This window comes from Actinophytocola sp. (assembly GCF_049647105.1).
Lineage (GTDB): Bacteria > Actinomycetota > Actinomycetes > Mycobacteriales > Pseudonocardiaceae > Actinophytocola.
In genome coordinates this window covers 1-26255 of sequence record NZ_JBARWZ010000088.1, presented here as the reverse complement: position 1 = coordinate 26255, position 26255 = coordinate 1, and the positions used below count along the sequence as shown (strand labels likewise).

Annotated in this window: 32 protein-coding genes and 1 pseudogene; 1 reads left to right on the top strand and 32 read right to left on the bottom strand. The window is 67.0% G+C overall.

Translation table 11 applies throughout. The features are described from left to right. Positions 1–29: 29 nt before the first annotated feature. Entirely contained in the window at positions 30–584 is a 555-nt protein-coding gene (locus tag WBA97_RS10840; protein WP_424230614.1) for an adenylate kinase, read from the bottom strand. Then, positions 581–1882 (bottom strand): preprotein translocase subunit SecY, encoded by a 1302-nt coding sequence (gene secY, locus WBA97_RS10835; RefSeq protein ID WP_424230613.1) that lies wholly within the window; start codon positions 1880–1882, stop codon positions 581–583. Before secY ends, WBA97_RS10840 begins: the two co-directional genes overlap by 4 nt. 266 nt (positions 1883–2148) lie before the next feature. Between secY and WBA97_RS10830 the strand changes: the two genes are divergently transcribed. Further along, the gene (locus tag WBA97_RS10830; RefSeq protein ID WP_424230612.1) at positions 2149–3891 is read left to right on the top strand and encodes a bifunctional metallophosphatase/5'-nucleotidase; all 1743 of its coding nucleotides are present in this window, start codon (positions 2149–2151) and stop codon (positions 3889–3891) included. Positions 3892–4051: 160 nt separating this feature from the next. Here WBA97_RS10830 and WBA97_RS10825 read toward each other — a convergent pair whose 3' ends face one another. The 30 genes and pseudogenes from WBA97_RS10825 to WBA97_RS10680 form a co-directional block, all read right to left on the bottom strand. Continuing rightward, positions 4052–4933 carry a hypothetical protein gene (locus WBA97_RS10825; protein ID WP_424230611.1) on the bottom strand — a complete coding sequence of 294 codons (882 nt, stop codon included), beginning with the start codon at positions 4931–4933 and terminating at the stop codon, positions 4052–4054. 140 nt (positions 4934–5073) lie between these two features. Then, positions 5074–5520, bottom strand: coding sequence for a 50S ribosomal protein L15 (rplO, locus tag WBA97_RS10820; RefSeq protein WP_424230621.1), 447 nt, complete (start codon positions 5518–5520; stop codon positions 5074–5076). After that, positions 5517–5702 carry a 50S ribosomal protein L30 gene (gene rpmD / locus WBA97_RS10815; protein ID WP_424230610.1) on the bottom strand — a complete coding sequence of 62 codons (186 nt, stop codon included), beginning with the start codon at positions 5700–5702 and terminating at the stop codon, positions 5517–5519. The genes rplO and rpmD overlap by 4 nt, the downstream gene beginning before the upstream one ends. Before the next feature lies 1 nt (position 5703). Continuing rightward, positions 5704–6357, bottom strand: a complete 654-nt coding sequence (gene rpsE, locus WBA97_RS10810) for a 30S ribosomal protein S5 (protein ID WP_184815368.1) — start codon at positions 6355–6357, stop codon at positions 5704–5706. A 31-nt stretch (positions 6358–6388) separates the two neighbouring features. Then, positions 6389–6793 (bottom strand): 50S ribosomal protein L18, encoded by a 405-nt coding sequence (rplR, locus tag WBA97_RS10805; RefSeq protein ID WP_424230609.1) that lies wholly within the window; start codon positions 6791–6793, stop codon positions 6389–6391. Between the two features lie 2 nt (positions 6794–6795). Further along, on the bottom strand, positions 6796–7335 hold the full coding sequence (rplF, locus tag WBA97_RS10800; protein ID WP_424230608.1) for a 50S ribosomal protein L6: 540 nt from the start codon (positions 7333–7335) through the stop codon (positions 6796–6798). A gap of 18 nt (positions 7336–7353) precedes the next feature. Continuing rightward, on the bottom strand, positions 7354–7752 hold the full coding sequence (rpsH, locus tag WBA97_RS10795) for a 30S ribosomal protein S8 (RefSeq protein WP_424230607.1): 399 nt from the start codon (positions 7750–7752) through the stop codon (positions 7354–7356). A gap of 79 nt (positions 7753–7831) precedes the next feature. Continuing rightward, a complete protein-coding gene (locus WBA97_RS10790) occupies positions 7832–8017 on the bottom strand; it encodes a type Z 30S ribosomal protein S14 (protein ID WP_378055816.1) in 186 nt (61 codons plus the stop codon). A gap of 3 nt (positions 8018–8020) precedes the next feature. After that, positions 8021–8584 (bottom strand): 50S ribosomal protein L5, encoded by a 564-nt coding sequence (gene rplE, locus WBA97_RS10785; protein ID WP_424230606.1) that lies wholly within the window; start codon positions 8582–8584, stop codon positions 8021–8023. Beyond that, entirely contained in the window at positions 8584–8898 is a 315-nt protein-coding gene (rplX, locus tag WBA97_RS10780) for a 50S ribosomal protein L24 (protein ID WP_424230605.1), read from the bottom strand. Before rplX ends, rplE begins: the two co-directional genes overlap by 1 nt. A gap of 1 nt (position 8899) precedes the next feature. After that, positions 8900–9268: a 50S ribosomal protein L14 gene (gene rplN, locus WBA97_RS10775; protein WP_424230604.1), complete on the bottom strand. Its 369-nt coding sequence runs from the start codon at positions 9266–9268 to the stop codon at positions 8900–8902. Next, the gene (gene rpsQ / locus WBA97_RS10770) at positions 9265–9543 is read right to left on the bottom strand and encodes a 30S ribosomal protein S17 (protein ID WP_424230603.1); all 279 of its coding nucleotides are present in this window, start codon (positions 9541–9543) and stop codon (positions 9265–9267) included. The genes rplN and rpsQ overlap by 4 nt, the downstream gene beginning before the upstream one ends. Further along, entirely contained in the window at positions 9540–9788 is a 249-nt protein-coding gene (gene rpmC, locus WBA97_RS10765; RefSeq protein ID WP_424230602.1) for a 50S ribosomal protein L29, read from the bottom strand. Before rpmC ends, rpsQ begins: the two co-directional genes overlap by 4 nt. Next, positions 9788–10207, bottom strand: coding sequence for a 50S ribosomal protein L16 (gene rplP, locus WBA97_RS10760; protein WP_424230601.1), 420 nt, complete (start codon positions 10205–10207; stop codon positions 9788–9790). Before rplP ends, rpmC begins: the two co-directional genes overlap by 1 nt. Positions 10208–10210: 3 nt before the next feature. Next, positions 10211–11065, bottom strand: a complete 855-nt coding sequence (gene rpsC / locus WBA97_RS10755) for a 30S ribosomal protein S3 (protein ID WP_424230600.1) — start codon at positions 11063–11065, stop codon at positions 10211–10213. Beyond that, on the bottom strand, positions 11065–11493 hold the full coding sequence (gene rplV / locus WBA97_RS10750; RefSeq protein WP_424230599.1) for a 50S ribosomal protein L22: 429 nt from the start codon (positions 11491–11493) through the stop codon (positions 11065–11067). Before rplV ends, rpsC begins: the two co-directional genes overlap by 1 nt. A gap of 19 nt (positions 11494–11512) precedes the next feature. Further along, positions 11513–11794: a 30S ribosomal protein S19 gene (gene rpsS / locus WBA97_RS10745; RefSeq protein ID WP_424230598.1), complete on the bottom strand. Its 282-nt coding sequence runs from the start codon at positions 11792–11794 to the stop codon at positions 11513–11515. A 19-nt stretch (positions 11795–11813) separates the two neighbouring features. Beyond that, entirely contained in the window at positions 11814–12650 is an 837-nt protein-coding gene (gene rplB, locus WBA97_RS10740; RefSeq protein WP_424230597.1) for a 50S ribosomal protein L2, read from the bottom strand. Positions 12651–12684: 34 nt separating this feature from the next. Beyond that, a complete protein-coding gene (rplW, locus tag WBA97_RS10735; RefSeq protein ID WP_424230596.1) occupies positions 12685–12981 on the bottom strand; it encodes a 50S ribosomal protein L23 in 297 nt (98 codons plus the stop codon). Positions 12982–13190: 209 nt separating this feature from the next. Further along, positions 13191–13862: pseudogene (gene rplD, locus WBA97_RS10730) on the bottom strand (50S ribosomal protein L4); the annotation flags it as partial. After that, the gene (rplC, locus tag WBA97_RS10725) at positions 13859–14512 is read right to left on the bottom strand and encodes a 50S ribosomal protein L3 (protein WP_424230595.1); all 654 of its coding nucleotides are present in this window, start codon (positions 14510–14512) and stop codon (positions 13859–13861) included. The gene rplC and the pseudogene rplD, both read right to left, overlap by 4 nt. 13 nt (positions 14513–14525) lie before the next feature. Continuing rightward, positions 14526–14831 carry a 30S ribosomal protein S10 gene (gene rpsJ, locus WBA97_RS10720; protein ID WP_003938093.1) on the bottom strand — a complete coding sequence of 102 codons (306 nt, stop codon included), beginning with the start codon at positions 14829–14831 and terminating at the stop codon, positions 14526–14528. A 279-nt stretch (positions 14832–15110) separates the two neighbouring features. Beyond that, positions 15111–16304: an elongation factor Tu gene (gene tuf, locus WBA97_RS10715; protein WP_424230594.1), complete on the bottom strand. Its 1194-nt coding sequence runs from the start codon at positions 16302–16304 to the stop codon at positions 15111–15113. 118 nt (positions 16305–16422) lie between these two features. Next, the gene (gene fusA, locus WBA97_RS10710; RefSeq protein ID WP_424230593.1) at positions 16423–18522 is read right to left on the bottom strand and encodes an elongation factor G; all 2100 of its coding nucleotides are present in this window, start codon (positions 18520–18522) and stop codon (positions 16423–16425) included. 62 nt (positions 18523–18584) lie between these two features. Next, positions 18585–19055 (bottom strand): 30S ribosomal protein S7, encoded by a 471-nt coding sequence (gene rpsG / locus WBA97_RS10705; RefSeq protein ID WP_424230592.1) that lies wholly within the window; start codon positions 19053–19055, stop codon positions 18585–18587. Further along, positions 19055–19429 (bottom strand): 30S ribosomal protein S12, encoded by a 375-nt coding sequence (rpsL, locus tag WBA97_RS10700; RefSeq protein ID WP_424230591.1) that lies wholly within the window; start codon positions 19427–19429, stop codon positions 19055–19057. Before rpsL ends, rpsG begins: the two co-directional genes overlap by 1 nt. Before the next feature lie 391 nt (positions 19430–19820). Continuing rightward, on the bottom strand, positions 19821–20333 hold the full coding sequence (locus WBA97_RS10695; protein WP_424230590.1) for a DinB family protein: 513 nt from the start codon (positions 20331–20333) through the stop codon (positions 19821–19823). 73 nt (positions 20334–20406) lie between these two features. Then, complete coding sequence (locus WBA97_RS10690) at positions 20407–21168, bottom strand: D-Ala-D-Ala carboxypeptidase family metallohydrolase (RefSeq protein ID WP_424230589.1); 762 nt, start codon at positions 21166–21168, stop codon at positions 20407–20409. A gap of 224 nt (positions 21169–21392) precedes the next feature. Then, the gene (locus tag WBA97_RS10685; protein WP_424230588.1) at positions 21393–22145 is read right to left on the bottom strand and encodes a D-Ala-D-Ala carboxypeptidase family metallohydrolase; all 753 of its coding nucleotides are present in this window, start codon (positions 22143–22145) and stop codon (positions 21393–21395) included. Between the two features lie 196 nt (positions 22146–22341). Next, a complete protein-coding gene (locus WBA97_RS10680) occupies positions 22342–26241 on the bottom strand; it encodes a DNA-directed RNA polymerase subunit beta' (RefSeq protein WP_424230587.1) in 3900 nt (1299 codons plus the stop codon). Between the last annotated feature and the right edge of the window lie 14 nt (positions 26242–26255).

Genomic DNA, 26255 nt, shown 5'->3' with positions numbered 1-26255 from the left:
CCGGAGCAACGTGCCGAACAGTCCACCGGTCACGTCCGGTCGCGTAGCGCGGCCAGCACCCGCTCGGTGATCTCGCCGACCTCGCCGACGCCGTCGACGGTGACCAGCACGTCCCGGTAGTAGTCGAGCAGCGGCGCCGTCTCCGACCGGTAGACGTGCTGCCGGTGCCGGATGACGTCCTCGTTGTCGTCGTTGCGACCACGGGACAGGAGCCGCCCCACCACGACGTCCTCGTCGACCTGCAGCTGCACCACGGCGTCGAGCTTCTGGGCGGAGTCCGCCAGCACCTTCGCCAGGACGTCCGCCTGGCCGATGTTGCGCGGGAAACCGTCCAGCAGGAAGCCGTTCTCCGTGTCGGGCCGCTCGAGGCGCTCGATCAGCATCTGGTTGGTGACCTCGTCGGGGACGAGGCCACCACTGTCCAGGATGTGCTTGACCTGCAGGCCAAGCTCGGTCTCCTCGGCGATGTTCTTGCGGAACAGGTCGCCCGTGGAGATGTGCGGTACGCCCAGCCTCTCGCTCAGCGCGGTCGCCTGGGTGCCTTTGCCCGCACCGGGCGGACCGACAAGAACGAGACGTGTCACTTGAGGAACCCTTCGTAGTTTCGCTGCATGAGCTGGCTTTCGATCTGCTTGACGGTGTCGAGGCCGACGCCAACCATGATCAAGACAGCAGTACCGCCGAAGGGGAAGTTCTGGTTCTGGCCGTCACCGGTGATGTCCAGGAAGAAGTTGGGCAGCACCGCGATGATGCCGAGGTAGATCGACCCGGGGAGGGTGATCCTGCTCAGCACGAACTGCAGGTACTCGGCGGTCGGCCGACCAGGACGAATACCGGGGATGAAGCCGCCGTACTTCTTCATGTCGTCAGCACGCTCGTTCGGGTTGAACTGGATGCTGATGTAGAAGTACGTGAAGAAGATGATCATCGCGAAGTAGACCAGGATGTGCACCCAGTCGGACTGCTTCGTGAGGTGCTCGGAGACGAACCTCGTCCACCAGTTGTTGCTGTTGCCCGCGAGCCTGGTGATCAGGTCGGGCAGGTACAGCAGCGAGGACGCGAAGATGATCGGGATGACGCCTGCCTGGTTGACCTTCATCGGCAGGTAGGTCGAGGTGCCGCCGTACATGCGACGGCCGACCATGCGCTTCGCGTACTGCACCGGGATGCGGCGCTGCCCCTGCTCGAGGAACACCACACCGACGATGATCGCGAGGCCGAACAGGCACACGATGGTGAACACCAGCGGGCCGTTGTTCTCGAGGATGTTGCCACCCTCGGCGGGGATCCGCGCCGCGATGTTGACGAACATCAGCAGCGACATGCCGTTGCCGATGCCGCGCTCGGTGATGAGCTCGCCGAACCACATGATGATGGCGGTACCCGCGGTCATCGTGAGCACGATGAGCGCGAGGTCGAACACCCCGTTCTGCGGGATGATCGGGTCCTGGCAGTCACCGAACAGGCCACCACGGTTGGCCATGGCGATGATGCCGGTCGCCTGCAGCACCGCGAGACCGATGGTCAGGTAGCGGGTGTACTGCGTCAGCTTGCCCTGGCCGGACTGGCCTTCCTTCTTCAGCTGCTCGAACCGCGGGATGACCACGGTCAGCAGCTGGATGATGATGCTCGCGGTGATGTACGGCATGATGCCGAGCGCGAAGACGGACAACTGCAGGAGCGCACCGCCGCTGAACAGGTTCAGCAGCTGGTAGATGCTCTGGTTGTCGACGTCCGCGATGCACTTCTGCACGTTCGGATACGAGACACCCGGGGAGGGCAGCATGGCGCCGACCCGATAGATCCCAATGATCATCAGGGTGAAAAGGATCTTGCGGCGCAGATCCGGCGTCGCGAGAGCCGAGCGGAAGGCGCTGAGCACGCAAGGACCTCCTCGGCGTCGCCGGCGCTTCTCGCCGACGATCGGCTTTGCCGGTTGGTTACCGGCCGGAACACACAACCTGGCCGCCAGCTAGCTGGCAAGCCAGGAACGCTTCGGGGGGCACTCCACCCGAAGCGTGCTCACGACTTTAACAGCACCTCGGGTGGCTCCTGCACCCCCTGGTAGCTAAGGACCCCGGCGCATCCGTTCGGCCTAGTCCTTTCGGAGGCGTGGACGTGAGGATTCGCGTGCGGTGGGATGCACGCATGCGCAAACCTCTCGCCATGGCGGCCGCTGTCGCCATGGCCGCGGGCATGGCCGCGGCCACCCCGGCGGCCGCCGCCGGGAACGACGTCACCATCACCGTCATGGAGTCCTCCGACCTCCATGGCAACGCCCTGAACTGGGACTACTTCAAGAACGCCGAGTACGACGACAGTGCCCACAACGACGTCGGGCTCGCGAAGGTGTCGACGCTCGTGAACCAGATCCGGGCCGACCGCGGCCGGAGCAGGACGATGCTGCTCGACTCCGGCGACACCATCCAGGGCACGCCCCTGGACTACTACTACGCGAAGGTCGAGCCGATCACGGAGACCGGCGTGACGCATCCCATGGCACGCGCCATGAACGCCATCGGGTACGACGCCGTGACCCTCGGGAACCACGAGTTCAACTACGGCCTTCCGCTCCTGGCGAAATGGATCCGGCAGATGAAGGCGCCGGTGCTCGGCGCGAACGCGGTCGACGAGCGCACCGGCATCCCCGCCTACCTGCCGTTCACCATGAAAACCATGCCGGTGCACGGGAAGCGGCCGGTGCGGGTCGGTGTCCTCGGGCTCACCAACCCGGGCATCGCCATCTGGGACAAGGCGAACGTCGAAGGCAAGCTGCGGTTCACCGACCTCGTCGAGTCGGCGAAGTTCTGGGTGCCGATCATCCGCAAGCTCGGCGCGGACGTGGTGCTCGTGACCGCGCACGCCGGTGACAACGGCATGTCCTCCTACGAGGGCGACCTCCCCGTGGAGAACGCGTCGGCGATGGTGGCCGAGGAGGTGCCCGGCATCGACGCGGTCCTGTTCGGACACGCGCACAACGAGGTGCCGCAACGGTTCGTGACCAACAAGGTCACCGGCCAGCAGGTGCTGCTGACCGAACCGAGCAAGTGGGGACAGCGACTGTCGGTCGTGGACTTCAAGCTCTCGTGGTCGCGCGGGCGGTGGCAGGTGTCGTCGAAGTCGTCGACGACGCTCAACACCAACACCGTGCCGGAGGACCCCAGGATCGTGTCGCTCATGACCGAGCAGCACGACAAGACCGTCGCGTACGTGAACCAGCCCGTCGCGGAGTCGGTGTCCGAGCTGTCGGCCGCCGAGTCGCGGTACAAGGACACGGCGATCCTCGACTACATCAACGCCGTGCAGACCTCCGTGGTGACCTCGGCCGTCGGTGATGCCAAGCCGGTGCTGTCGATCGCGGCGCCGTTCTCGCGCACGGCGGTGTTCCCGGCCGGGCAGGTGACGATCCGCGACATCGCCGGGCTCTACATCTACGACAACACGCTCGAGGCGGTCACGATGACCGGCGCCCAGGTGAAGGACTACCTCGAGTACTCGGCGAAGTACTTCAACCAGACGCCTGCCGGCGCGCCGGTGGACCCGGAGACGCTCACCAACGCCGGTGGCCAGCCGGACTACAACTACGACGTGCTGTCGGGTGTCACCTACGACGTGGACATCTCCCGGCCGGTCGGGTCGCGGATCGTCGGCCTCGCCTTCGATGGGGTGGCCGTGGACCCGGCGCAGGAGTTCGTGGTGGCGGTGAACAACTACCGGCGGTCCGGCGGTGGCGGGTTCCCGCACGTGTCCACCGCGCCGGTGGTCTACAACGCACAGGTGGAGATCCGGCAGGCGCTGATCGACTACGCGCAGGAGGCGGGAACCATCGACGAGTCGACGTTCTTCGCGCCGAACTGGCGGCTGGTTCGTGAGGGTGTGCCGGTGTTCTAGTGTCCCGAACCGGAATTGCGGTGCGTGAGTCGGTGGATCCAGGTTTCTGCCGGCAAGGCGCCGATCCTCTCTCGTACCGGGTTGTACTTGGGTGGATCGGCAACGCCGCCAGAAGGAAGCTGGGCCGCCGAATTACGTGCCAGATTTCCGGTTCGGGACGCTAGGGCTTGTGCTCGTCCGGATCCGGTCCCGGAGGCGACTCCGGGACCGGGTCCTGGTCCGGCTGCGTGCTCGGCGGGACCGGCAGGTGGGTTGCCGGAGGCTGGGTGGGCTGGTGGTGCTGTTGGTAGGCCACCGGCACGCCGCTCGGTGGGCTGGGCGCCAGTGGCCGCCCGGTCAGCGGGTCGATCTGGAACAGGTCCTGCGCCCGGTACGCCTGCTGTGCCGTCGGCGGGACGTGGGGCTGTACCGCCATCGCCATGCCGTACGGCGGGGTCGACACGTCCGGGTTGGCCTGGGCCCACGTCGCCTGGCGTACCGGGATCAGGGCCAGCACGGCCGCGCCGAGGCCCAGCACGGCCGCCACCAGCAGCAGCCAGTAGCCCACCAGGTACGTCGCTTCCGTCTCGAAACCGGGAGCCATGGTGCCGAGGAGGATCACGTTCTCGATGCCGGCCATCACCACCAGCGCGGCGGTCCACACCGTGCCGATGAGGAAACCACCACCGATCACCGTCGTCGTGGCGGCCACGCGGCCGACGCCCTGGGTCGCGGCAGGGATCGCCGCGTACCAGCACAGTGCCGCCGCGCAGGCGAGGATGATCGCGGCGAAGACCAGCGGGTAGCCGAGCGCGGGGACCTCGCCGGGTTCGGTGGGACCGCTGACGTCGGCGCTCCACGGGGAGATCGTCACCTCGAGCTCGTCAGAGCCGACGCTGAGCGTGCTCGAGTACAGCGGGAGGAACGAGCCGACGAACACCAGCAGCATCGCGCAGAAGGACAACAGCGCGGCCGTGACGCGGGTCGGGTGCCAGCGCGCCGGGCCCGTCGTGGTGTGCGCGAGCGTCGACATCGCCACCGGATAGACCGGCCGCTCCCCCATGGTCATAACTGGAGCGTTGCGCATCGGCAAGGTCGGACACAGCACGGAAACGTCACGATCAGTGCACCGGGTACTACCCGGCGGGCGACACGAAACGGCCGGCAGGGCGAACCCTGCCGGCCGTTTCGTTCAGATCTGTCCTACAGCGTGGTGGCGCTGCCGCCCGCCGCCGAGAGCTTCTCGGCCGCGGACTTCGAGAACTTGTGCGCGGTGATGTCGAGCTTCAACGACAGGTCACCGTCGCCGAGCACCTTCACCAGCGTGTTCTTGCGGACGAGACCGGCCTCGACCAGCTCGGCCACGCCCACCGAACCACCGTCGGGGAACGCGGTGGCGATGTCGCCGACGTTCACCGGCTGGTACTCGGTGCGGAACCGGTTCTTGAAGCCACGCAGCTTCGGCAGCCGCATGTGGATCGGCATCTGGCCGCCCTCGAAGCGGGCAGGCACGTTCTTCCGTGCCTTGGTGCCCTTGGTGCCGCGGCCCGCGGTCTTGCCGCCCTTGCCGCCTTCACCACGGCCGACCCGCTTCTTCTCCGACTTGGCGCCCGGCGCCGGACGGAGGTGGTGGATCTTGATGGCCATCAGTCTTCGACCTCCTCGACCGTCACGAGGTGACGGACGGTGTGGATCAGGCCGCGAACCTGCGGGGTGTCCTCACGCACGGTGAACTGGCGGATCTTCCGCAGCCCGAGCGTGCGCAGCGACTCCCGGTGGTTGCGCTTGGTCCCGATGACGCTACGGACCTGGGTCACCTTGAGCTGTGCCATGTCACTTCCCCTGACCAGCCTGCGCACGCGCACGGAGCATGCCGGCCGGGGCCACGTCCTCCAGCGGCAGACCGCGGCGAGCCGCGACCTCCTCCGGACGCTGCAGACCCTTAAGCGCGGCCACCGTGGCGTGCACGATGTTGATCGCGTTGTCGCTGCCGAGCGACTTCGACAGCACGTCGTGGACACCGGCGCACTCCAGCACGGCACGCACCGGGCCACCGGCGATGACGCCGGTACCGGCGGAAGCCGGACGCAGGAGCACGACACCGGCGGCACGCTCACCCTGGATCGGGTGCGGAATGGTGCCTGCGATCCTCGGGACCTTGAAGAAGTTCTTCTTCGCCTCCTCAATTCCCTTGGCGATCGCGGCCGGCACCTCCTTCGCCTTGCCGTAGCCGACACCGACCATGCCGTCACCGTCGCCCACCACGACCAGCGCGGTGAAGCTGAACCGGCGACCACCCTTCACGACCTTGGCGACCCGGTTGATGGCCACCACGCGTTCGATGTGCGCGGTCTTGTCCTGGGCCGCCCCGCCACGGCCCCCATCGCGACGGTCCCTGCGGTCCCGACGGTCACCGCGGTCTCCGCGGTTGTCACCGCCCTGGCCGCCCTGCTGGCCGCCGCCGAATTGCCGTGAACGTCCCGGCATCAGGCGATCCTTCCCGTGTACTCGTACATGATCAGAACTCCAGCCCGGCTTCCCGAGCCGCGTCGGCGAGGGCCGCGATCCGGCCGTGGTAGTCGTTGCCACCGCGGTCGAACACGATCTTCGAGACGCCGGCACTCTTGGCGCGGTCGGCAACGAGCTGGCCGACCTTGGCCGCACGCGCCTTCTTGTCGCCGTCCAGCGCCCGAACGTCCGCCTCGAGGGTGGATGCCGACGCGATCGTCGTGCCTGTCAGGTCGTCGACCAGCTGCGCCACGATGTGCCGCGACGACCTCGTGACCGACAGACGCGGCCGCTCGGCCGTGCCGCTGACCTTCCGGCGGACCCGGAAGTGGCGGCGGGCCTTGGACACCCGACGACGCGTCGAGATGTCCTTGCCCAGCGGCTTCCGGCGCTTGGTAACAGTCGCTTCGCTCATGATCACTTACCCGTCTTTCCGACCTTGCGGCGGATCTTCTCGCCCGCGTACCGCACGCCCTTGCCCTTGTACGGGTCGGGCTTGCGCAGCTTGCGAATGTTCGCGGCGATCTCGCCGACCCGCTGCTTGTCGATGCCCTGGACGGAGAACCGGGTCGGGTTCTCGACCGCGAAGGTGATGCCCTCCGGCGGCGAGACCTTGACCGGGTGGCTGAAGCCCAACGAGAACTCCAGGTCCGAACCCTTGAGCTGGACGCGGTAACCGACGCCGTGGATCTCGAGCTTCTTCTCGTAGCCTTCGGTGACGCCGACCACCAGGTTGTTCACCAGTGACCGGGTCAGACCGTGCAACGCGCGGTTGCGGCGCTCGTCGTCGGGGCGCTTGACCTCGAGGACGCCGTCCTCGCCGCGCTCCAGGACGATCGGCTCCACGATCGTGTGCGAGAGAGTCCCCTTGGGACCCTTCACGCTGACCTGCTGGCCGTCGATCTTCACGTCCACGCCGGACGGGACAGGGATCGGCAGCTTACCGATGCGAGACATCTACTCTCCCCTTTCCCGTTACCACACGTAGGCGAGGACTTCCCCGCCCATCCGCTGTTTGCCTGCCTGCCGGTCCGTCAGGAGGCCGGCGGACGTGGAGATGATCGCCACGCCGAGGCCACCGAGCACCTTGGGCAAACCGGTCGACTTCGCGTACACCCGAAGGCCGGGCTTCGACACCCGGCGGAGACCAGCGATGCTGCGCTCCCGGTTCGGGCCGTACTTGAGCTCGACGACGAGGTTCTTGCCCTTCTCACCGTCTTCGTCGCGGTAGCCCGCGATGTAGCCCTCGCGCTTGAGGATCTCCGCGATGTTGGCCTTCAACTTCGAGTGCGGCAGCACGACCTCGTCGTGGTACGCCGAGTTGGCGTTACGCAGACGAGTCAAGAAGTCTGCGATCGGGTCGGTCATCGTCATGGTGACCTGTCAACCTTTCTCGCCATGGTTCCCATGCCCTTCAGCAGAGCGGGCCTGTGGCGGGATGGATATATCTGGATTACCAGCTGGACTTGTTCACGCCGGGGAGCTCGCCGCGGTGGGCCATCTCCCGCAGGCAGATGCGGCAGAGGCCGAACTTGCGGAAGACCGCGCGGGGCCGGCCGCACCGCTGGCAGCGCGTGTAACCACGCACCTTGAACTTCGGCTTCTGCGCGGCCTTGTGGACCAGGGCTTTCTTGGCCATCGCTCAGTTCTCCTTGAACGGGAAGCCCAGGCGCCGCAGCAGCGCCCTGCCCTCCTCGTTGTTGGTCGCGGTGGTGACGACGGTGATGTCCATACCACGCGGACGGTCGATCGAGTCCGGGTTGATCTCGTGGAACATCGACTGCTCGTTGAGACCGAACGTGTAGTTGCCGTTGCCGTCGAACTGCTTCGGCGAGAGACCGCGGAAGTCACGGATACGCGGCAGCGCGATCGTCAGCAGCCGGTCCAGGAACTCCCACATGCGGTCGCCGCGCAGAGTCACCTTCGCGCCGATCGGCATGCCCTCACGCAGCTTGAACTGCGCGATGGACTTGGTGGCCCGCCGCACCTGCGGCTTCTGGCCGGTGATCAGCGAGAGGTCACGCAGGGCACCCTCGATCAGCTTGCCGTCACGGGCGGCGTCGCCGACGCCCATGTTCACCACGACCTTGACCACGCGCGGGATCAGCATGGCGTTCTCGAACGAGAACTCCTCCTGCAGACCGCTCGCGATCTCCTCGCGGTACCGGGTCTTGAGCCGCGGGATGGTCTTCTCTGCGGTGGTCATCAGATCTCCTTCCCGGTGCGACGCGAGATCCGGACCTTGCGGCCGTCGTCGTCGAACTTGTAGCCGACGCGGGTGGGCTTGCCGTCGTCGCCGACGATCATCACGTTGCTCACGTCGATCGCCGCCTCCTGGGTGACGATCCCGCCCGACTGGGCGCCGCGCTGCGTCTGGCTGATCCGGGTGTGCTTCTTGATCCGGTTGACGCCCTCGACAAGGATCTTGCCGCGCTCGGGGTAGGACTGGATGACCTTCCCCTTCGCGCCCTTGTCCTTGCCCGCGATGACGACGACCGTGTCACCCTTCTTGATCTTCATGTCAGAGCACCTCCGGAGCCAGCGAGATGATCTTCATGAACTTCTTGTCGCGCAGCTCGCGACCGACCGGTCCGAAGATGCGCGTCCCGCGCGGCTCGTTGTCCGGCTTGATCAGCACGGCGGCGTTCTCGTCGAACCGGATGTAGCTGCCATCCGGACGACGACGCTCCTTCGAGGTGCGGACGATGACGGCCTTGACGACGTCACCCTTCTTCACCCCGGCGCCGGGCATCGCGTCCTTGACGGTGGCGACGATGATGTCGCCGATTCCCGCGTAGCGCCGACCGGAGCCGCCGAGCACGCGGATGCAGAGGATCTCCTTCGCACCCGTGTTGTCGGCGACGCGCAGTCGCGACTCCTGCTGAATCACTTTGCCCTCTCCAAGATCTCCACCAGTCGCCAGCGCTTCGTGGCCGACAGCGGACGGGTCTCCATCAGCAGCACGCGGTCGCCGACACCGGCGGTGTTCTCCTCGTCGTGCGCCTTGACCTTGGTGGTGGACCGCAGCACCTTGCTGTAGCGCGGGTGCTTCTTGCGGTCCTCAAGCGAGACCACGATCGTCTTGTCCATCTTGCTCGACACGACCAGGCCCTCGCGGACCTTCCTGCGGCCGCGCGTCTGCTGTGTCTCAGTCGTCTCACTCATGCGGCACCCTCATCACTGGAAACCTCGTCGGGGGACACAGAGAGGCCCAGCTCACGCTCTCGCATCACGGTGTAGATCCGGGCAATGTCGTGCCGGACCGTGCGGAGCCGGCGGTTGTTGTCCATCTGCCCGGTCGCCATCTGGAAACGAAGGTTGAACAGCTCTTCCTTCGCCTCACGGAGACGCAGTACGAGCTCTTCGTCGTTCAGCTCGCGCATCTCGGATGCCTGAGTACCAGCGGCCATCAGAAGTCACCACCTTCACGCGTGACGATGCGGCACTTCATGGGGAGCTTGTGGATCGCCCTCGTCAGTGCCTCGCGCGCGACAGTCTCGTTCGGGAAGCTCAGCTCGAACATGACCCGGCCCGGCTTGACGTTCGCGATCCAGTACTCCGGCGAACCCTTACCGGAACCCATGCGGGTCTCGGCGGGCTTCTTCGTCAGCGGACGGTCCGGGAAGATGTTGATCCACACCTTGCCGCCACGACGAATGTGCCGGTTGATGGCGATACGAGCGGACTCGATCTGCCGGTTGGTCACGTAGGCAGGCTGCAACGCCTGGATACCGAACTCACCGAAGGTGACCTTGGTACCGCCCTTGGCAGCGCCACTCCGCTTGGGGTGGTGCTGCTTGCGGTGCCTGACCTTGCGTGGGATGAGCACTGCTCAGCCCTCCCCATTGGTCGTCTTGGCCTCGCCGCTCCCGTTGACCGACGGGGTCTTCGGCTCGGCCTGCTCTGCTGCTGGCGCCGATGCCTCTGCCGCTGCGCGGCCGGCCTCGGTGCTGGTCGCGGTGGTGCCCGACGAACCGGAACGACGGGCCCTGGTGGGCCGCTCCCGGCGCGGCGCGCGCTCCTGCGGGGCCTGGCTACGAGCCTCGACCTCGCGACGGCCGCCGACGACGTCACCCTTGTAGATCCACACCTTCACGCCGATCCGGCCGAAGGTCGTGCGGGCCTCGAAGAAGCCGTAGTCGATGTCGGCACGCAGCGTGTGCAGCGGGACCCGGCCCTCGCGGTAGTGCTCGGAGCGGGACATCTCGGCGCCGCCGAGACGGCCGCCGCACTGCACGCGAATGCCCTTGACCTGCGGCGAACGCATGGCCGACTGGATGGCCTTGCGCATCGCGCGTCGGAAGGACACCCGGTTGGACAGCTGCTCAGCGGTCACCTGGGCGACCAGCTGGGCGTCGGCCTCGGGGTTCTTCACCTCGAGGATGTTCAGCTGCACCTGCTTGCCCGACAGCTTCTCGAGCTCGCCACGAATCCGGTCCGCCTCGGCGCCTCGGCGCCCGATGACGATGCCGGGACGGGCGGTGTGGATGTCGACGCGAACCCGGTCCCGGGTGCGCTCGATCTCCACCTTCGAGATCCCGGCACGCTCCATGCCCTTGGACAGGAGCTTGCGGATCTTCACATCCTCGGCCACGTATTCCGCGTACTGCTTGTCGGCATACCAGCGGGACTTCCAGTCAGTGGTGATCCCGAGCCGGAAGCCGTGCGGGTTGATCTTCTGACCCACTAGCTGGCACTCCTCTTCGCACTGGACTTACGGCTCTTGGCAGCCGCCTTCTTCGGCTCCGCCTTCGGCCGCGACTCCACCTCGACGGTGATGTGGCTGGTCCGCTTGCGGATCCGGTACGCGCGGCCCTGGGCCCGCGGGCGGAACCGCTTGAGGGTCGGGCCTTCGTCCACGTAGGCCTGGGTGACCCAGAGCGTGTCCGGGTCAAGGTCCAGGTTGTTCTCGGCGTTGGCCACAGCACTCGCGAGCACCTTCGCCACCGGCTCGCTCGCGGACTGCGGAGCGAACCGGAGCACGGCGAGGGCTTCCTCGGCACTGCGGCCCTTGATCAGCTCGACCACCCGGCGCACCTTCATGGGTGTGGCGCGGACGTAGCGAGCCCGAGCAATCGCGCGCGGAAGCTCTTCCTGCGCGGTCGCGTCACTCATCGCTTTACTCCTTCGTCCTTTAGCGCCTGCGCGCCTTGCGGTCGTCCTTCACGTGACCCTTGAAGGTCCGTGTCGGCGCGAACTCGCCCAGCTTGTGTCCGACCATCGACTCCGAGATGAAGACCGGCACGTGCTTGCGGCCGTCGTGCACCGCGATCGTGTGGCCCAGCATGTCGGGGATGATCGTCGACCGACGTGACCATGTCTTGACGACGGTCTTCTTGCCGGACTCGTTGAGCGCGTCCACCTTCTTGAGCAGGTGGTCGTCGACGAACGGGCCCTTCTTCAAACTCCTAGGCATCTGTCACTCCCTCCTGCTCTTAGCGCTTCTTGCCGGTCCGGCGACGACGGACGATCATCCGGTCGCTGGCCTTGCCCTTGTGGCGGGTACGGCCTTCTGGCTTACCAGCGGGGTTCACCGGGTGGCGACCACCGGAGGTCTTGCCCTCACCACCACCGTGCGGGTGGTCCACCGGGTTCATCGCGACACCGCGGACGGTCGGGCGCTTGCCCTTCCACCGCATGCGGCCCGCCTTGCCCCAGTTGATGTTGGCGTGCTCGGAGTTGCCGACCTCGCCCACCGTCGCGCGGCAGCGCACGTCCACGTAGCGGATCTCGCCGGAAGGCATACGCAACTGGGCGTTGGGGCCTTCCTTCGCGACCAGCTGCACGCGGGCGCCTGCCGAGCGGGCGATCTTGGCGCCGCCGCCTGGCCGCAGCTCGATGGCGTGCACCACGGTGCCGACCGGGATGTTGCGCAGCGGCAGGGCGTTGCCCGGCTTGATGTCCGCGCTCGGCCCGTTCTCGATCCGGTCGCCCTGCTTGATCTTGTCCGGGGCGAGGATGTACCGCTTCTCACCGTCTGCGTAGTGCAGCAGCGCGATGCGCGCGGTCCGGTTCGGGTCGTACTCGATGTGCGCGACCTTGGCCGGCACGCCGTCCTTGTCGTGGCGCCGGAAGTCGATCAGCCGGTACGCCCGCTTGTGACCGCCACCCTTGTGCCGGGTGGTGATCTTGCCGTGCACGTTGCGGCCACCGCGGCCGTGCAGCGGCCGGACCAGCGACTTCTCCGGCTCCGACCGGGTGATCTCGGCGAAGTCGGAGACGCTGGACCCACGACGCCCAGGCGTCGTCGGCTTGTACTTGCGAATGCCCATCTCTACGCAGTCCCTTGGGTCTCTACTCGCCGGCTCAGGCCGGTCCGCCGAAGATCTCGATCGGCTTGCTCTCGGCGGAAAGCGTCACGATCGCTCGCTTGGTGTTCTTGCGCTTGCCGTAACCGGTACGGGTCCGCTTGCGCTTACCGGTCCGGTTCAGCGTGTTCACGCTCACGACCTGCACGCCGAACACCTTCTCGACCGCGATCTTGATCTCGGTCTTGTTCGCGTGCGGTGCGACGACGAACGTGTACTTGTTCTCCTCGAGGAGCCCGTAGGACTTCTCGGAGATCACCGGCGCGAGCAGCACGTCGCGGGGGTCGGGGATCACTTGTCGTCCTCCTTGCGCTGCGACGGCGGCAGCTGGAAGCCCGCAGCCTCAGCGTCCTCGGCGCTGGCGAACCAGACCTCGGCCACCGTGCGGTTGTAGAACGAGGTACCCGGCAGGTGGTAGAGCTTGCTGGTCTCGTTGCCCTTCACCGGGTAGCCCTCTGGCTGCTCGTCGTCGGCGATCGGACCGTGGCTGCCCTCGCCGTACGGCGCGGAGTCAGCGACCTCGCTGGAGCGAGCGCTCGCCTTGACGGCCTTGCTCGGGCCTGCGAGGAACGCGTCGAACGCGGCCTTGGTGAACACCACGTCGTCGTTGACCAGCACGTCGTAGGTGTTGAGCTGGTCGGGCCAGATCCAGTGCACGGTCTGCAGGTTGCGCACCGACCGCAGGCTGACCTTGTCATCGCGGGTCAGCACCAGCAGCACGTTCCTCGCCTCGGAGACCGCGGCGAGAACCTTGACGGCCGACTTGGTGGACGGGGTGTCCCCGTCGACCAGCGCGGACACGACGTGCAGCTGGCCTGCGCGGGCCCGGTCGGAGAGGGCGCCACGCAGAGCGGCTGCCTTCATCTTCTTGGGGACGCGCTGGGTGTAGTCACGCGGCTGCGGGCCGTGGACGACGCCACCGCCTGCGAACTGCGGCGCACGGGTCGAACCCTGGCGCGCGCGGCCGGTGCCCTTCTGGCGGTACGGCTTCTTGCCGCCACCGCTGACGTCGCCCCGGGTCTTCGTCGCGTGCGAGCCCTGGCGGGCCGCGGCCTGCTGCGCGACGACCACCTGGTGCATCAGCGCGATGTTGGCCTGCACGTCGAAGATCTCCCCTGGCAGGTCGACCGAACCATCGGTCTTGCCCTCGGGGGTCTTCACCTCGACGGAAGTCACTTCACTTCCTCCTTCGCGGCGGTCTTGAGGAACACCACGCCGCCCTTGGGGCCCGGAACGGCACCCTTGAGGAGGATCAGCCCGTCCTCGGCGTCCACGCGGTGGACCGTGAGGTTCTGGGTGGTGACCCGCTCGTGGCCCATCCGCCCTGCCATGCGCAGGCCCTTGAACACGCGGCCCGGGGTGGCGCAGCCACCGATGGAGCCGGGTGAGCGGTGCTTGCGCTGCGTACCGTGGGAAGCGGACAGGCCCTTGAAGCCGTGGCGCTTCATGACACCAGCGGTGCCCTTGCCCTTGGTGGTACCCGTCGCGTCGATGACGGCACCGGCCTCGAACACCTCAGCGGTGATCTCCTGGCCCAGCTCGTAGCTGTCGGCGTCGGTGGTGCGCAGCTCGGCGAGATACCGGCGCGGCGTGACGCCCGCCTTGGTGAAGTGACCCGTGCGCGGCTTGTTGACCTTGCGCGGGTCGATCTCGCCGAACGCCAGCTGCACCGCGACGTACCCGTCGGTGTCCTGGGTACGGATCTGGGTGACCACGTTCGGGCCGGCCTTGACGACGGTTACCGGGACGATCCGGTTGTTCTCGTCGAAGACCTGGGTCATCCCGAGCTTCGTGCCCAGGATCCCTTTCATCTGCCGGGAAGACATTAGTACTCAGGCCTCACTGAATGTTGACGTCGACGCTGGCCGGAAGGTCGATGCGCATGAGCGCGTCGACCGTCTTCGGCGTCGGGTCGAGGATGTCGATCAGACGCTTGTGTGTGCGCATCTCGAAGTGCTCGCGCGAGTCCTTGTACTTGTGCGGCGAGCGGATGACGCAGTACACGTTCTTCTCGGTGGGCAGCGGCACCGGCCCGACGACCCGAGCGCCCGTCCGGGTAACCGTCTCCACGATCTTGCGCGCCGAAGCGTCGATCGCCTCGTGGTCGTAGGCCTTGAGCCGGATGCGGATCTTCTGTCCCGCCATGGTGGCTTGCCGTCCGTTTCTTCGATGCAGTCTCAAATACGCGTGCCGCTCCGGTCCACGCGGTCGGGTGTGTCGCGCCCTACGCACAGACCGGCCCCTTGGACACTTGTCCTTCGGGAGTGGTCAAGAGAGCCCCAGCGGCCTGTGCCGCGAGCCCGCCCGCGCACGGCCGATCGCAAGATCGTCCGTGACGAGCAACCTGTCAAGGATGCCACACACGATTCATGACACCCAAACCGGGGGGCCCCAGGTGCTTGACCTGGGGCCCCGTCGGCGCAACTACTTGATGATCTTGGTGACGCGACCCGCGCCGACCGTCCGGCCACCCTCACGGATGGCGAACCGGAGACCCTCGTCCATGGCGATCGGCTGGATCAGCTTCACGAGCATGGTCGTGTTGTCGCCGGGCATGACCATCTCGGTGCCCTCGGGGAGGGTCACCACGCCGGTCACGTCGGTGGTGCGGAAGTAGAACTGCGGGCGGTAGTTGTTGAAGAACGGCGTGTGACGGCCGCCCTCATCCTTGGACAGGATGACGACCGTCGCCTCGAACTCCGTGTGCGGAGTCGTGGTGCCGGGCTTCACGACGACCTGGCCGCGCTCGACGTCCTCGCGCTTGATGCCACGCAGGAGCAGACCCACGTTCTCCCCCGCGCGCGCGTCATCGAGGGTCTTGCGGAACATCTCGATGGCGGTGACGGTGGTCTTCTGGGCCTTCTCGCGGATGCCGACGATCTCGACTTCCTCCATCGGCTTGAGGACACCGCGCTCGACGCGACCGGTGACCACGGTGCCGCGGCCGGAGATGGTGAACACGTCCTCGACGGGCATGAGGAACGGCTTCGAGATCTCACGCTCCGGCTCGGGGATGCTCTCGTCCACCGCGTCGAGCAGCTCGAGCAGCTTGGCGCCCCACTCGGCGTCGCCCTCGAGCGCCTTCAGCGCCGAGACACGAACCACCGGCAGGTCGTCGCCCGGGAACTCGTACTCGGTCAGGAGCTCGCGGACCTCGAGCTCGACGAGCTCCAGGATCTCCTCGTCGTCCACCATGTCGGCCTTGTTCAGGGCGACCACGATGTAGGGCACGCCGACCTGGCGGGCGAGGAGCACGTGCTCCTTCGTCTGCGGCATCGGGCCGTCGGTCGCGGCGACCACCAGGATCGCGCCGTCCATCTGGGCGGCACCGGTGATCATGTTCTTGATGTAGTCCGCGTGACCGGGGCAGTCCACGTGCGCGTAGTGCCGCTTCTCGGTCTCGTACTCGATGTGAGCGATCGAGATCGTGATACCGCGCTGCTTCTCCTCCGGCGCCTTGTCGATCTCGTCGAACGGCGTGAAGGGGTTCAGCGCGGGGTACTTGTCGTGCAGAACCTTGGAGATGGCCGCGGTCAGCGTGGTCTTCCCATGGTCGATGTGACCGATGGTCCCGATGTTGACGTGCGGCTTGGTCCGCTCGAACTTCGCCTTCGCCACTTCTCTCGTCCTCCTGGACTTGTTCTTTCCGCCGTCTGACTCTCAGCGACGGCAGTTCTTGGGGTCAGTTGTGCGGAACCATAGGGGGCGCTAGCCACGCAGCCCGCACCGGATTCAGTTACTCGCCGGTTGCCTTGGCGATGATCTCCTTCGCGACGTTCTGGGGAACCTCCGCGTAGGAGTCGAACTGCATGGAGTAGTTCGCCCGGCCCTGGGTCTTCGACCGGAGGTCGCCGACGTAGCCGAACATCTCCGACAGCGGCACCAGCGCCTTGACGATGCGAGCACCACTGCGCTCCTCCATGGCCTGGATCTGGCCACGGCGGGAGTTCAGGTCACCGATGACGTCGCCCATGTAGGACTCGGGCGTCGTCACCTCGACCGCCATCATCGGCTCGAGGAGCGCCGGACTCGCCAGGCGAGCGGCTTCCTTGAGCGCCATGCGGCCCGCGACCTTGAAGGCCATCTCCGAGGAGTCGACCTCGTGGTAGGAGCCATCGAGCAGCGTCAGCTTGATGCCGACCAAGGGGTAGCCCGCGAGCACGCCGTCCTGCATGGCGTCCTGCGCACCAGCGTCCACCGAGGGGATGTACTCCCTCGGCACGCGGCCACCGGTGACCTTGTTGTCGAACTCGTACAGCGCGCCGTCCGCGGTCGACATCGGCTCGATCTTGATGACGACCTTCGCGAACTGGCCCGACCCACCCGTCTGCTTCTTGTGGGTGTAGTCGTGCTTGTCGACCGTCCTGCGGATCGTCTCGCGGTAGGCCACCTGCGGCTTGCCGATGTTGGCCTCGACCTTGAACTCGCGGCGCATGCGGTCCACCAGGATGTCCAGGTGGAGCTCGCCCATGCCGGCGATGATCGTCTGACCGGTCTCGTCGTCCTGGTGGACCCGGAACGTCGGGTCCTCCTCCGCGAGCTTCTGGATCGCGGTCGACAGCTTCTCCTGGTCGGCCTTGGTCTTCGGCTCGATCGCCACCTGGATGACCGGCTCCGGGAACGTCATCGACTCGAGGACGATGGGGTTCGCCGGGTCCGACAGGGTCTCACCGGTCGTGGTGTCCTTCAGCCCGATCACCGCGTAGATGTGACCGGCGAGGGCCTCCGTGACCGGGTTCTCCTTGTTGGCGTGCATCTGGAAGATCTTCCCGATGCGCTCCTTGCGGTCCTTGGTCGAGTTGATGACCTGGGCGCCGCTCGCCACCTTGCCCGAGTAGACCCGGATGTAGGTGAGCTTGCCGAAGAACGGGTGCACGGCGATCTTGAAGGCCAGTGCGGAGAACGGCTCGTCGGTGTTCGGCTTGCGGAAGGCAGGCGTCTCGCCGTCCTGCAGCGTGCCCTCGACCGGCGGAAGGTCGAGCGGCGCGGGCAGGAAGTCGATCACCGCGTCGAGCATGGGCTGGACGCCCTTGTTCTTGAACGCGGAACCACACAGCACCGGGTAGGCAGTGCCCTCACGCACGATCGTGCGGATGCCCTGCTTGATCTGGTCGACGGACAGCTGCTCGCCACCGAGGTAGAGCTCCATGAGCTCGTCGTCGGTCTCGGCCACTGCCTCGATCAGCTGCTCGCGGTACTCGTTCGCCTTCTCGACGAGGTCGGCCGGGATCTCCTCGACCGTGTAGTCCTCGCCCTTCTTGACCTCACCACGCCACGTGAGAGCGCGCATGTTCACCAGGTCGACGACACCGGTGAAGTCGCTCTCCGCGCCGATGGGCAGCTGAATGGGCAGGGGCTTCGCGCCGAGCCGCTCGGAGATGGTGCGGATGGTGAAGTAGAAGTCCGCGCCCAGCTTGTCCATCTTGTTGACGAAGCAGATGCGCGGGACGTCGTACTTGGTCGCCTGCCGCCAGACCTGCTCGGACTGCGGCTCGACCCCTTCCTTGCCATCGAAGACCGCGACCGCGCCGTCGAGCACCCGGAGGTTTCGCTCCACCTCGACCGTGAAGTCGACGTGACCCGGGGTGTCGATGAGGTTGATCTGGTGGTCCTTCCAGAAGCACGTCGTCGCGGCGGACGTGATCGTGATGCCGCGCTCCTGCTCCTGCTCCATCCAGTCCATGACGGCCGCGCCGTCGTGCACCTCGCCGATCTTGTAGCTGATCCCGGTGTAGAACAGGATCCGCTCGGTCGTCGTGGTCTTGCCCGCGTCGATGTGGGCCATGATCCCGATGTTGCGGACCTTGGCCAAGTCGGTGAGCACGTCCTGTGCCACGGGTGTCTTCCCCTGTCTCAATCAGCGTTGGTGCGGCCGCAAGCCTGTTTGGCCGCGGTAGATCACCAGCGGTAGTGGGCGAAGGCCTTGTTCGACTCCGCCATCTTGTGCGTGTCCTCGCGGCGCTTCACGCTCGCGCCAAGACCGTTGCTCGCGTCGAGCAGCTCGTTCATGAGCCGCTCCTCCATCGTCTTCTCACGACGGGCCCGCGAGAACGTGACCAGCCAGCGCAGCGCCAGCGTCGTGGAGCGACCCGGCTTGACCTCGATCGGCACCTGGTAGGTGGCGCCACCGACGCGGCGGCTCTTCACCTCGATGGTCGGCTTCACGTTGTCCAGCGCACGCTTGAGCGTGACGACCGGGTCGGTGCCCGTCTTGTCACGAGCGCCCTCGAGTGCGTTGTAGACGATCTTCTCCGCGACCGAACGCTTGCCGTCCCGCAGCACCTTGTTGATCAGCTGTGTGACCAGCGGGGAGCTGTAGACCGGGTCGGTGATCAGCGGTCGGCGCGGGGCCGGTCCCTTGCGAGGCATCAGGCCTTCTCCTTCTTCGCGCCGTAGCGGCTGCGCGCCTGCTTGCGGCTCTTCACACCCTGCGTGTCCAGCGAGCCGCGGATGATCTTGTAGCGGACGCCAGGCAGGTCCTTCACACGACCGCCACGCACGAGCACCATCGAGTGCTCCTGCAGGTTGTGACCCTCACCCGGGATGTAGGCCGTCACCTCGATGCCGCTGGTCAGCTTGACGCGCGCGACCTTGCGGAGTGCGGAGTTCGGCTTCTTCGGGGTGGTGGTGTACACGCGGGTGCACACGCCACGTCGCTGCGGGCTCCCCTTGAGGGCCGCAGTCTTCTGCTTGGCGACCTTGTCCTGGCGGCCCTTACGGACCAGCTGCTGGATCGTGGGCATGGACCGGCTTTCTCCTGGTGTACTGCTTCTTGCTGTGTGGTTGGTGCTCCCGCCGTATCACGAGGTCGGGCGTGTCGCCCTTCCCTCATGTCGCCCAGGCAGGATTGAATCATCCCTACGAGGCTCGGAAGGAACTCCGCGGTGACTGCGAGGTGTCCGCTGACGCGAACTCCGCGCACAGGCACGCGGATCGACCCGACATAGGTCGGGCGCGAGTACCAAAGATACCTGGCGCCCCTGAGGGGGTCAAAACCGGGGTCGACCTATGCCCCAACGCTCGTCACACGAGGCTTGTTCCCGGTACGCGGCACCCCGGCACCATGATCACGCACGGGCCTGTCGTGAGCATATCCGGCGCTGCTCGCAGGCGCAGAACCGCGCACCGAGCCCCCTAGCCACGCACGTCGTGCAGGTGGTGGAGCGGGTCGTGGATGAAGTAGCGGGCGAAGCTGTCCACGGTGAAGTGGGCGCCGTCGCCACGGAGGCCGGTGCGCTGCCACTGGTCGCCGGTGACCTCGGCGAAGCGGTCGGCCAGGACGTGCGCGGCCTCGGTCAGCTCCCGCGCGACGGTTGCCGGGTCCTGCTCGCCGTAGCGGTCCTCGACAGCGGTCGCGTCCTGGTCCCAGTTCGGGTAGGCGGGACCGTCCTGCGTGAGCATCAGGTGGAGGCGTTCGGTGTAGACCCGGCACGAGTCGCGCACGTGGGCCGCGTACTCGAGCGGGGACCACCTGGCAGGCGCGGGGCGGTCGCGGACATCGGGCCGGGAAAGGACGACCCGCCATGCCGCGGCGTTGGCGCGCAGCATGGCGGGTACGTCGTCGTGGTCGAACGTGCTGGTGTCGAGCCCGCACTCGGGGCACGGCCGGTCCAGGACCCAGGTCCAGTCCTTTGTGTCAGGTTCCATGGCGCCAGCATCGGCGAGACGCGGGCCCGGCACCAGCAAGGGTTCCTACATGGTTCGTTAAGCGGCGCTGAGGTCAGATGCCGCAGTTCGGGGCGGACCAGAACTGGCCGGACCGCAGCGCGGTGTGGACGTGGTCGTTGTGGTCGGGGTAGCCGGGGCCGAGGATCTCGGTGAAGCCGTGGTTGCGGGCCTGCTTGGCGATCGTGCAGAAGCCCTGGCTGCCCGCGCCGAGGTCGGCGGCGTCGCCGTACATGTGACGGCTGGTCGAGGAGCCACCCGCCGCGTTGTTGCACGCGACGCTGCGGAAGCCGCTGTTGACCTGGAGCGGACGGTCACCCATGGCGTGGCGCAGGGCCTCGAGCTTCCACATGGTGACGCGGGCGTTGAACTTGGCGTCGGCCGCCGACACCCTGCCGCCGGACCAGTCACTGTTGCAGCGGTTCAGCTCGGCGTAGGTGAAGTGGATCGGGGTGCAGTCGTCGTCCTGCAGTTCGTAGATCTTGCCGAACGTCGCCGGCCCGGCGATACCGTCGGCGGCCAGGCCGTACGCCTGCTGGAAGCGGACGACCGCGGCCTTCGTGGCCGGGCCGAACGCACCGTCGAGGGCGATCACCGAGCCGTAGCCCGGGTAGCCCGAGACGCGGATCTGGAGCTGGCGGACGTCCTCGCCGGACGCGCCCTGGGAGAGGGAGCGGCCCCACGTGTAGCAGCCGTCGGCCGCGTGGACGTCCTCCGCGCTGACCGGGGCGGGGTCGGCGGCAACCGACGAGGCAGTGGTCATCGCGGCGGTAAGTGTGAGGAGACTCGCGGCCAGCGCGAGCAGAATCCTTCGCATCACTGGGAAACACCTTTCGAGGCAGGGGTAAAAGGTGACTCCCGGGAGACTGTCGGAGGATCATCGTCTGGTCAATGAATCACGACAAAATCTCTTATCCCGGTCGATTATTTCCGACTAGTTGGCCTACTGATCCAGCCTCTTGACGGCCTAAAGGTGCGGTCCGAACAGAACATGGCGGGGCCGCCGCGACGAGCTGGTCGTCACGGCGGCCCCGTGTCGCCTCAGATGCCGCAGTTGGGCGCCGACCAGAACTGGCCGGAGCGGGCCGCGACGTGGGTGTGGTCGTCGTGGTCCGGGTAGCCAGGGCCGAGGATCTCGGCGAAGCCGTGCTCGCGGGCCTGCTGCGCCAGTCCGCAGAAGCCCTGCGAGCCGGCACCGAGGTCCACCGCGTCGCCGTAGAGGTGACGGCTCCCGGCCGCACCACCGACGGCGTTGTTGCACGCGACGCTGCGGAAGCCGCCGTTCACGGTGATGGGCCGGTCACCCATGGCGTGCCGCATGGCCTGGAGCTTCCACATGGACACCAGCGCGTTGGCCTTCGCCTGGTCGGCAGAGACGTTGCCGCCCGACCAGTCGCCGTTGCAGTTGTTCAGCTCGGCGAAGGTGAAGTTCACCGGCGTGCAGTCGTCGTCCTGCAGCTCGTAGATCATGCCGAACGTGGCGGGCCCGGCGACGCCGTCGGCGGCCAGGCCGTACGCCTGCTGGAAGCGGACGACCGCGGCCTTGGTGCCGGGGCCGAACGCGCCGTCGAGCGCCAGTACCCCGCCGTGGCCCGGGTAGCCGGCCACGCGGATCTGCAGCTGGCGGACGTCCTCACCGGACGCACCTTCGGACAACGACCGGTTCCACGTGTAACAACCGTCCGCGGCCTCGACGTCGGCCGGCGTCACCGAACCGGGGTCGGCGGACGCGGGAACAACGAACACAACCAGTGCTGCGGCCAGTCCGGTAAGGACGGCCATGAGTGCTTTCATAACGGGACGCACCTCTCTTGGCAGGGAGTGGGTGGCGTCCCGAAGATCACGGTGTTACATCGGCACTGTCAATGCCTCACCGGACAAATGGCCCCTTCGCCGCTCAAGTCCGGCCATCCGTCTCACGACGATCAGGGGGTCGCGACGACGAGAACGGGCCCCGGGAAAGCTCCCGGGGCCCGTTCTCATGACGTGACTATCGGTAGTCGCGACCGAAGTCGTAGTCGTCCAGCGGAACCGCGGCACCAGTACCGGTACCGAACACGTCCGGGGTGTAGTAGCCGTCGTCGTAGCTCGGGATCGCGTACGCCGCGACCCGGGCCTCCTCGGTCGGCTGCACCTGGATGTTGCGGTACTTGTTGATGCCCGTGCCGGCCGGGATCAGCTTGCCGATGATCACGTTCTCCTTCAGGCCGACCAGCTTGTCCGACCGGCCGTTGATCGCGGCGTCGGTCAGGACACGCGTGGTCTCCTGGAAGGAGGCCGCCGACAGCCACGAGTCCGTGGCCAGCGACGCCTTCGTGATACCCATCAGCACCGGGCGGCCCGACGCGGGCTCCCCGCCGCTGGCGACGACCCTGCGGTTCTCCGTCTCGAACTGGGCCCGCTCGATGAGCGCACCCGGCAGGAACTCCGCCGAACCGCTGTCGAGGATCGTGACCCGGCGCAGCATCTGCCGGACGATGACCTCGATGTGCTTGTCGTGGATCGACACACCCTGGGCCCGGTACACCTTCTGGACCTCGTCCACCAGGTGCAGCTGAGCCTCACGCGGCCCCATGACGCGCAGGACCTCGTGCGGGTCCGGCGTGCCCTCGAGCAGCTGCTGACCGACGGAAACGTGGTCACCGTCCGCCAGCGGGCCGTCCGGGGTGGCCGCGAGACGCTGCCTCTTCGACAGCTTGTCGAAGATGATCTCCTCGCTGCCGTCGTCCGGGATCAGCGTGATCTTCCAGAACCGGTCGCCGTCCTCGATGCGCACGCGGCCGTCCACGTCCGCGATCGGGGCCTTGCCCTTGGGCTGGCGGGCCTCGAACAGCTCCTGCACACGCGGCAGACCGGTCGTGATGTCCTCACCGGCCACACCACCCTGGTGGAACGTACGCATCGTGAGCTGGGTACCCGGCTCACCGATGGACTGCGCCGCCACGATGCCGACCGCCTCGCCGACGTCGACCAGCTGGCCCGTCGCCATGGAGCGGCCGTAGCAGGTGGCACAGACACCCACCGCGGACTCACAGGTCAGGACCGAGCGGACCTTCGCCTCGGTGACACCCGAGTTCACCAGCTTCTCGATCGCCGGGTCGCCGAGGTCGTCACCGCGGTTGAGCAGGACGTTGCCGTCGGAGTCGGTGATCTCCGTCGAGATGGAGCGCGCGTAGACCGAGGTCTCCACGTGCTGGTCGCGGATGACGGTGCCATCCGTGCCGAGCTCGCCGACCTTCATGATGATGCCGCGCGTGGTGCCGCAGTCGACCTCGCGGACGATGACGTCCTGCGACACGTCCACCAGACGACGGGTCAGGTAACCCGAGTCGGCGGTACGCAGCGCGGTGTCGGCCAGACCCTTGCGGGCACCGTGCGTGGCGATGAAGTACTCGACCACCGACAGGCCCTCACGGAAGTTGGCCTTGATCGGCCGCGGGATGAACTCACCACGCGGGTTGGTCACGAGGCCGTTCATGCCGGAGAGCTGGCGGATCTGGGTCATGTTGCCCGCCGCGCCCGACTTCACGATCGTGGGGATCGGGTTGGTGTCGGGGTAGTTCTCCTCCATGGCCTTCGCGACGTCCTCCGTCGCGTTGCCCCAGACCTTGACCAGCTCGTTGTTCCGCTCGGTGGCGGAGAGCTGACCACGCTGGTACCGCTTCTCGACCGCGTCGGCCTTCTTCTCGTACTCGTCGAGGATGGCCTGCTTGTTCGGCGGCACGATCACGTCGGAGATCGCGATCGTGACCCCGGACCGGGTCGCCCAGTGGAAGCCCGCGTCCTTGAGCTTGTCGAGCGTCCGCGCCACGGTGACCATCGGGTACCGCTCGGCGAGGTCGTTCACGATCGCGGCCTGCCGCTTCTTCGGCATCGGCTCGTTCAGGAACGGGTAGTCCTCTGGCAGCAGGTCGTTGAACAGCACGCGACCCAGGGTGGTCTCGGCCAGCCACGGCTGACCGGGCTCCCAGCCCTCCGGCCGCTGCGCCGGGCTCGGCGCCCGGTCGGCGATGCGGATCTTGACCAGAGCCTGCAGGTCGATCACGCCGCGGTCGAAGGCCATGATGGCCTCGGCCGGCGACGAGAACGCCAGGCTCGCGCCCTTGCCGTCCTCCTTGAGGCGGGTCAGGTGGAACAGACCCGTCACCATGTCGAGACGCGGCATGGCCAGCGGACGGCCGGACGCGGGCGACAGGATGTTGTTCGAGGACAGCATCAGGATGCGCGCCTCGGCCTGCGCCTCGGCGGACAGCGGAAGGTGGACCGCCATCTGGTCACCGTCGAAGTCCGCGTTGAACGCCTCGCAGACCAGCGGGTGCAGCTGGATCGCCTTGCCCTCGACCAGCTGCGGCTCGAAGGCCTGGATGCCGAGGCGGTGCAGCGTCGGTGCGCGGTTCAGCATCACCGGGTGCTCGGTGATGACCTCTTCCAGCACGTCCCACACCGCGGGCCGCGCGCGCTCCACCATCCGCTTGGCGGACTTGATGTTCTGCGCGTGGTTGAGGTCGACCAGCCGCTTCATGACGAACGGCTTGAACAGCTCGAGCGCCATCGCCTTCGGCAGACCGCACTGGTGCAGCTTGAGCTGCGGGCCGACCACGATGACCGAACGGCCCGAGTAGTCGACGCGCTTGCCGAGCAGGTTCTGGCGGAACCGGCCCTGCTTGCCCTTCAGCAGATCGGACAGCGACTTGAGCGGCCGGTTGCCCGGACCCGTCACCGGCCGGCCACGGCGGCCGTTGTCGAACAGCGCGTCGACGGCCTCCTGCAGCATCCGCTTCTCGTTGTTGACGATGATCTCGGGTGCGCCGAGGTCGATCAGCCTCTTGAGACGGTTGTTGCGGTTGATGACGCGGCGGTACAGGTCGTTCAGGTCGGACGTGGCGAACCGGCCACCGTCGAGCTGGACCATCGGCCGCAGGTCCGGCGGGATCACCGGGATGCAGTCGAGGACCATGCCCATCGGCGAGTTGCTGGTGTGCGAGAACGCCGCGACGACCTTCAGCCGCTTGAGGGCGCGGAGCTTCTTCTGCCCCTTGCCGTTGCGGATGGTGTCGCGCAGGTTGTCGGCCTCGGCGTTCACGTCGAAGTCCGCGGCCAGCTTCTGGATGGCCTCGGCGCCCATGGAGCCGGTGAAGTGGTCGCCGTAGCGGTCGACCAGCTCGCGGTAGAGCATCTCGTCGGCGATGAGCTGCTTGGGCTCGAGCTTGGTGAAGGTGGTCCAGATCTCGTCGAGCCGGTCCAGCTCGCGCTGGGCCCGGTCGCGGAGCTGGCGCATCTCGCGCTCGCCGCCCTCCTTGACCTTGCGGCGCACGTCGGACTTGGCGCCCTCCTCCTCGAGGGCGGCCAGGTCGGCCTCGAGCTTCTGCGCCCGCGCCTCGATGTCGGCGTCACGCCGGTTCTCGACCTGCTTGCGCTCGACGTTCATCTCGCTCTCGAGCGTGGACAGGTCGGTGTGCCGCTGCTCGGTGTCCACCGTGGTGATCACGTAGGCGGCGAAGTAGATGATCTTCTCGAGGTCCTTCGGGGCCAGGTCGAGCAGGTAGCCCAGGCGGGAAGGAACGCCCTTGAAGTACCAGATGTGGGTGACGGGAGCGGCCAGCTCGATGTGGCCCATGCGCTCACGACGCACCTTGGCGCGGGTGACCTCGACGCCACAGCGCTCACAGATGATGCCCTTGAAGCGCACGCGCTTGTACTTGCCGCAGTAGCACTCCCAGTCCCGGGTGGGGCCGAAGATCTTCTCGCAGAAGAGCCCGTCCTTCTCCGGCTTCAGGGTTCGGTAGTTGATGGTCTCCGGCTTCTTGACCTCGCCAAAGGACCACTGGCGGATGTCGTCCGCGGTCGCCAGGCCGATTCGGAGCTCATCGAAGAAGTTGACGTCAAGCACGTCGGGTCTTCCCC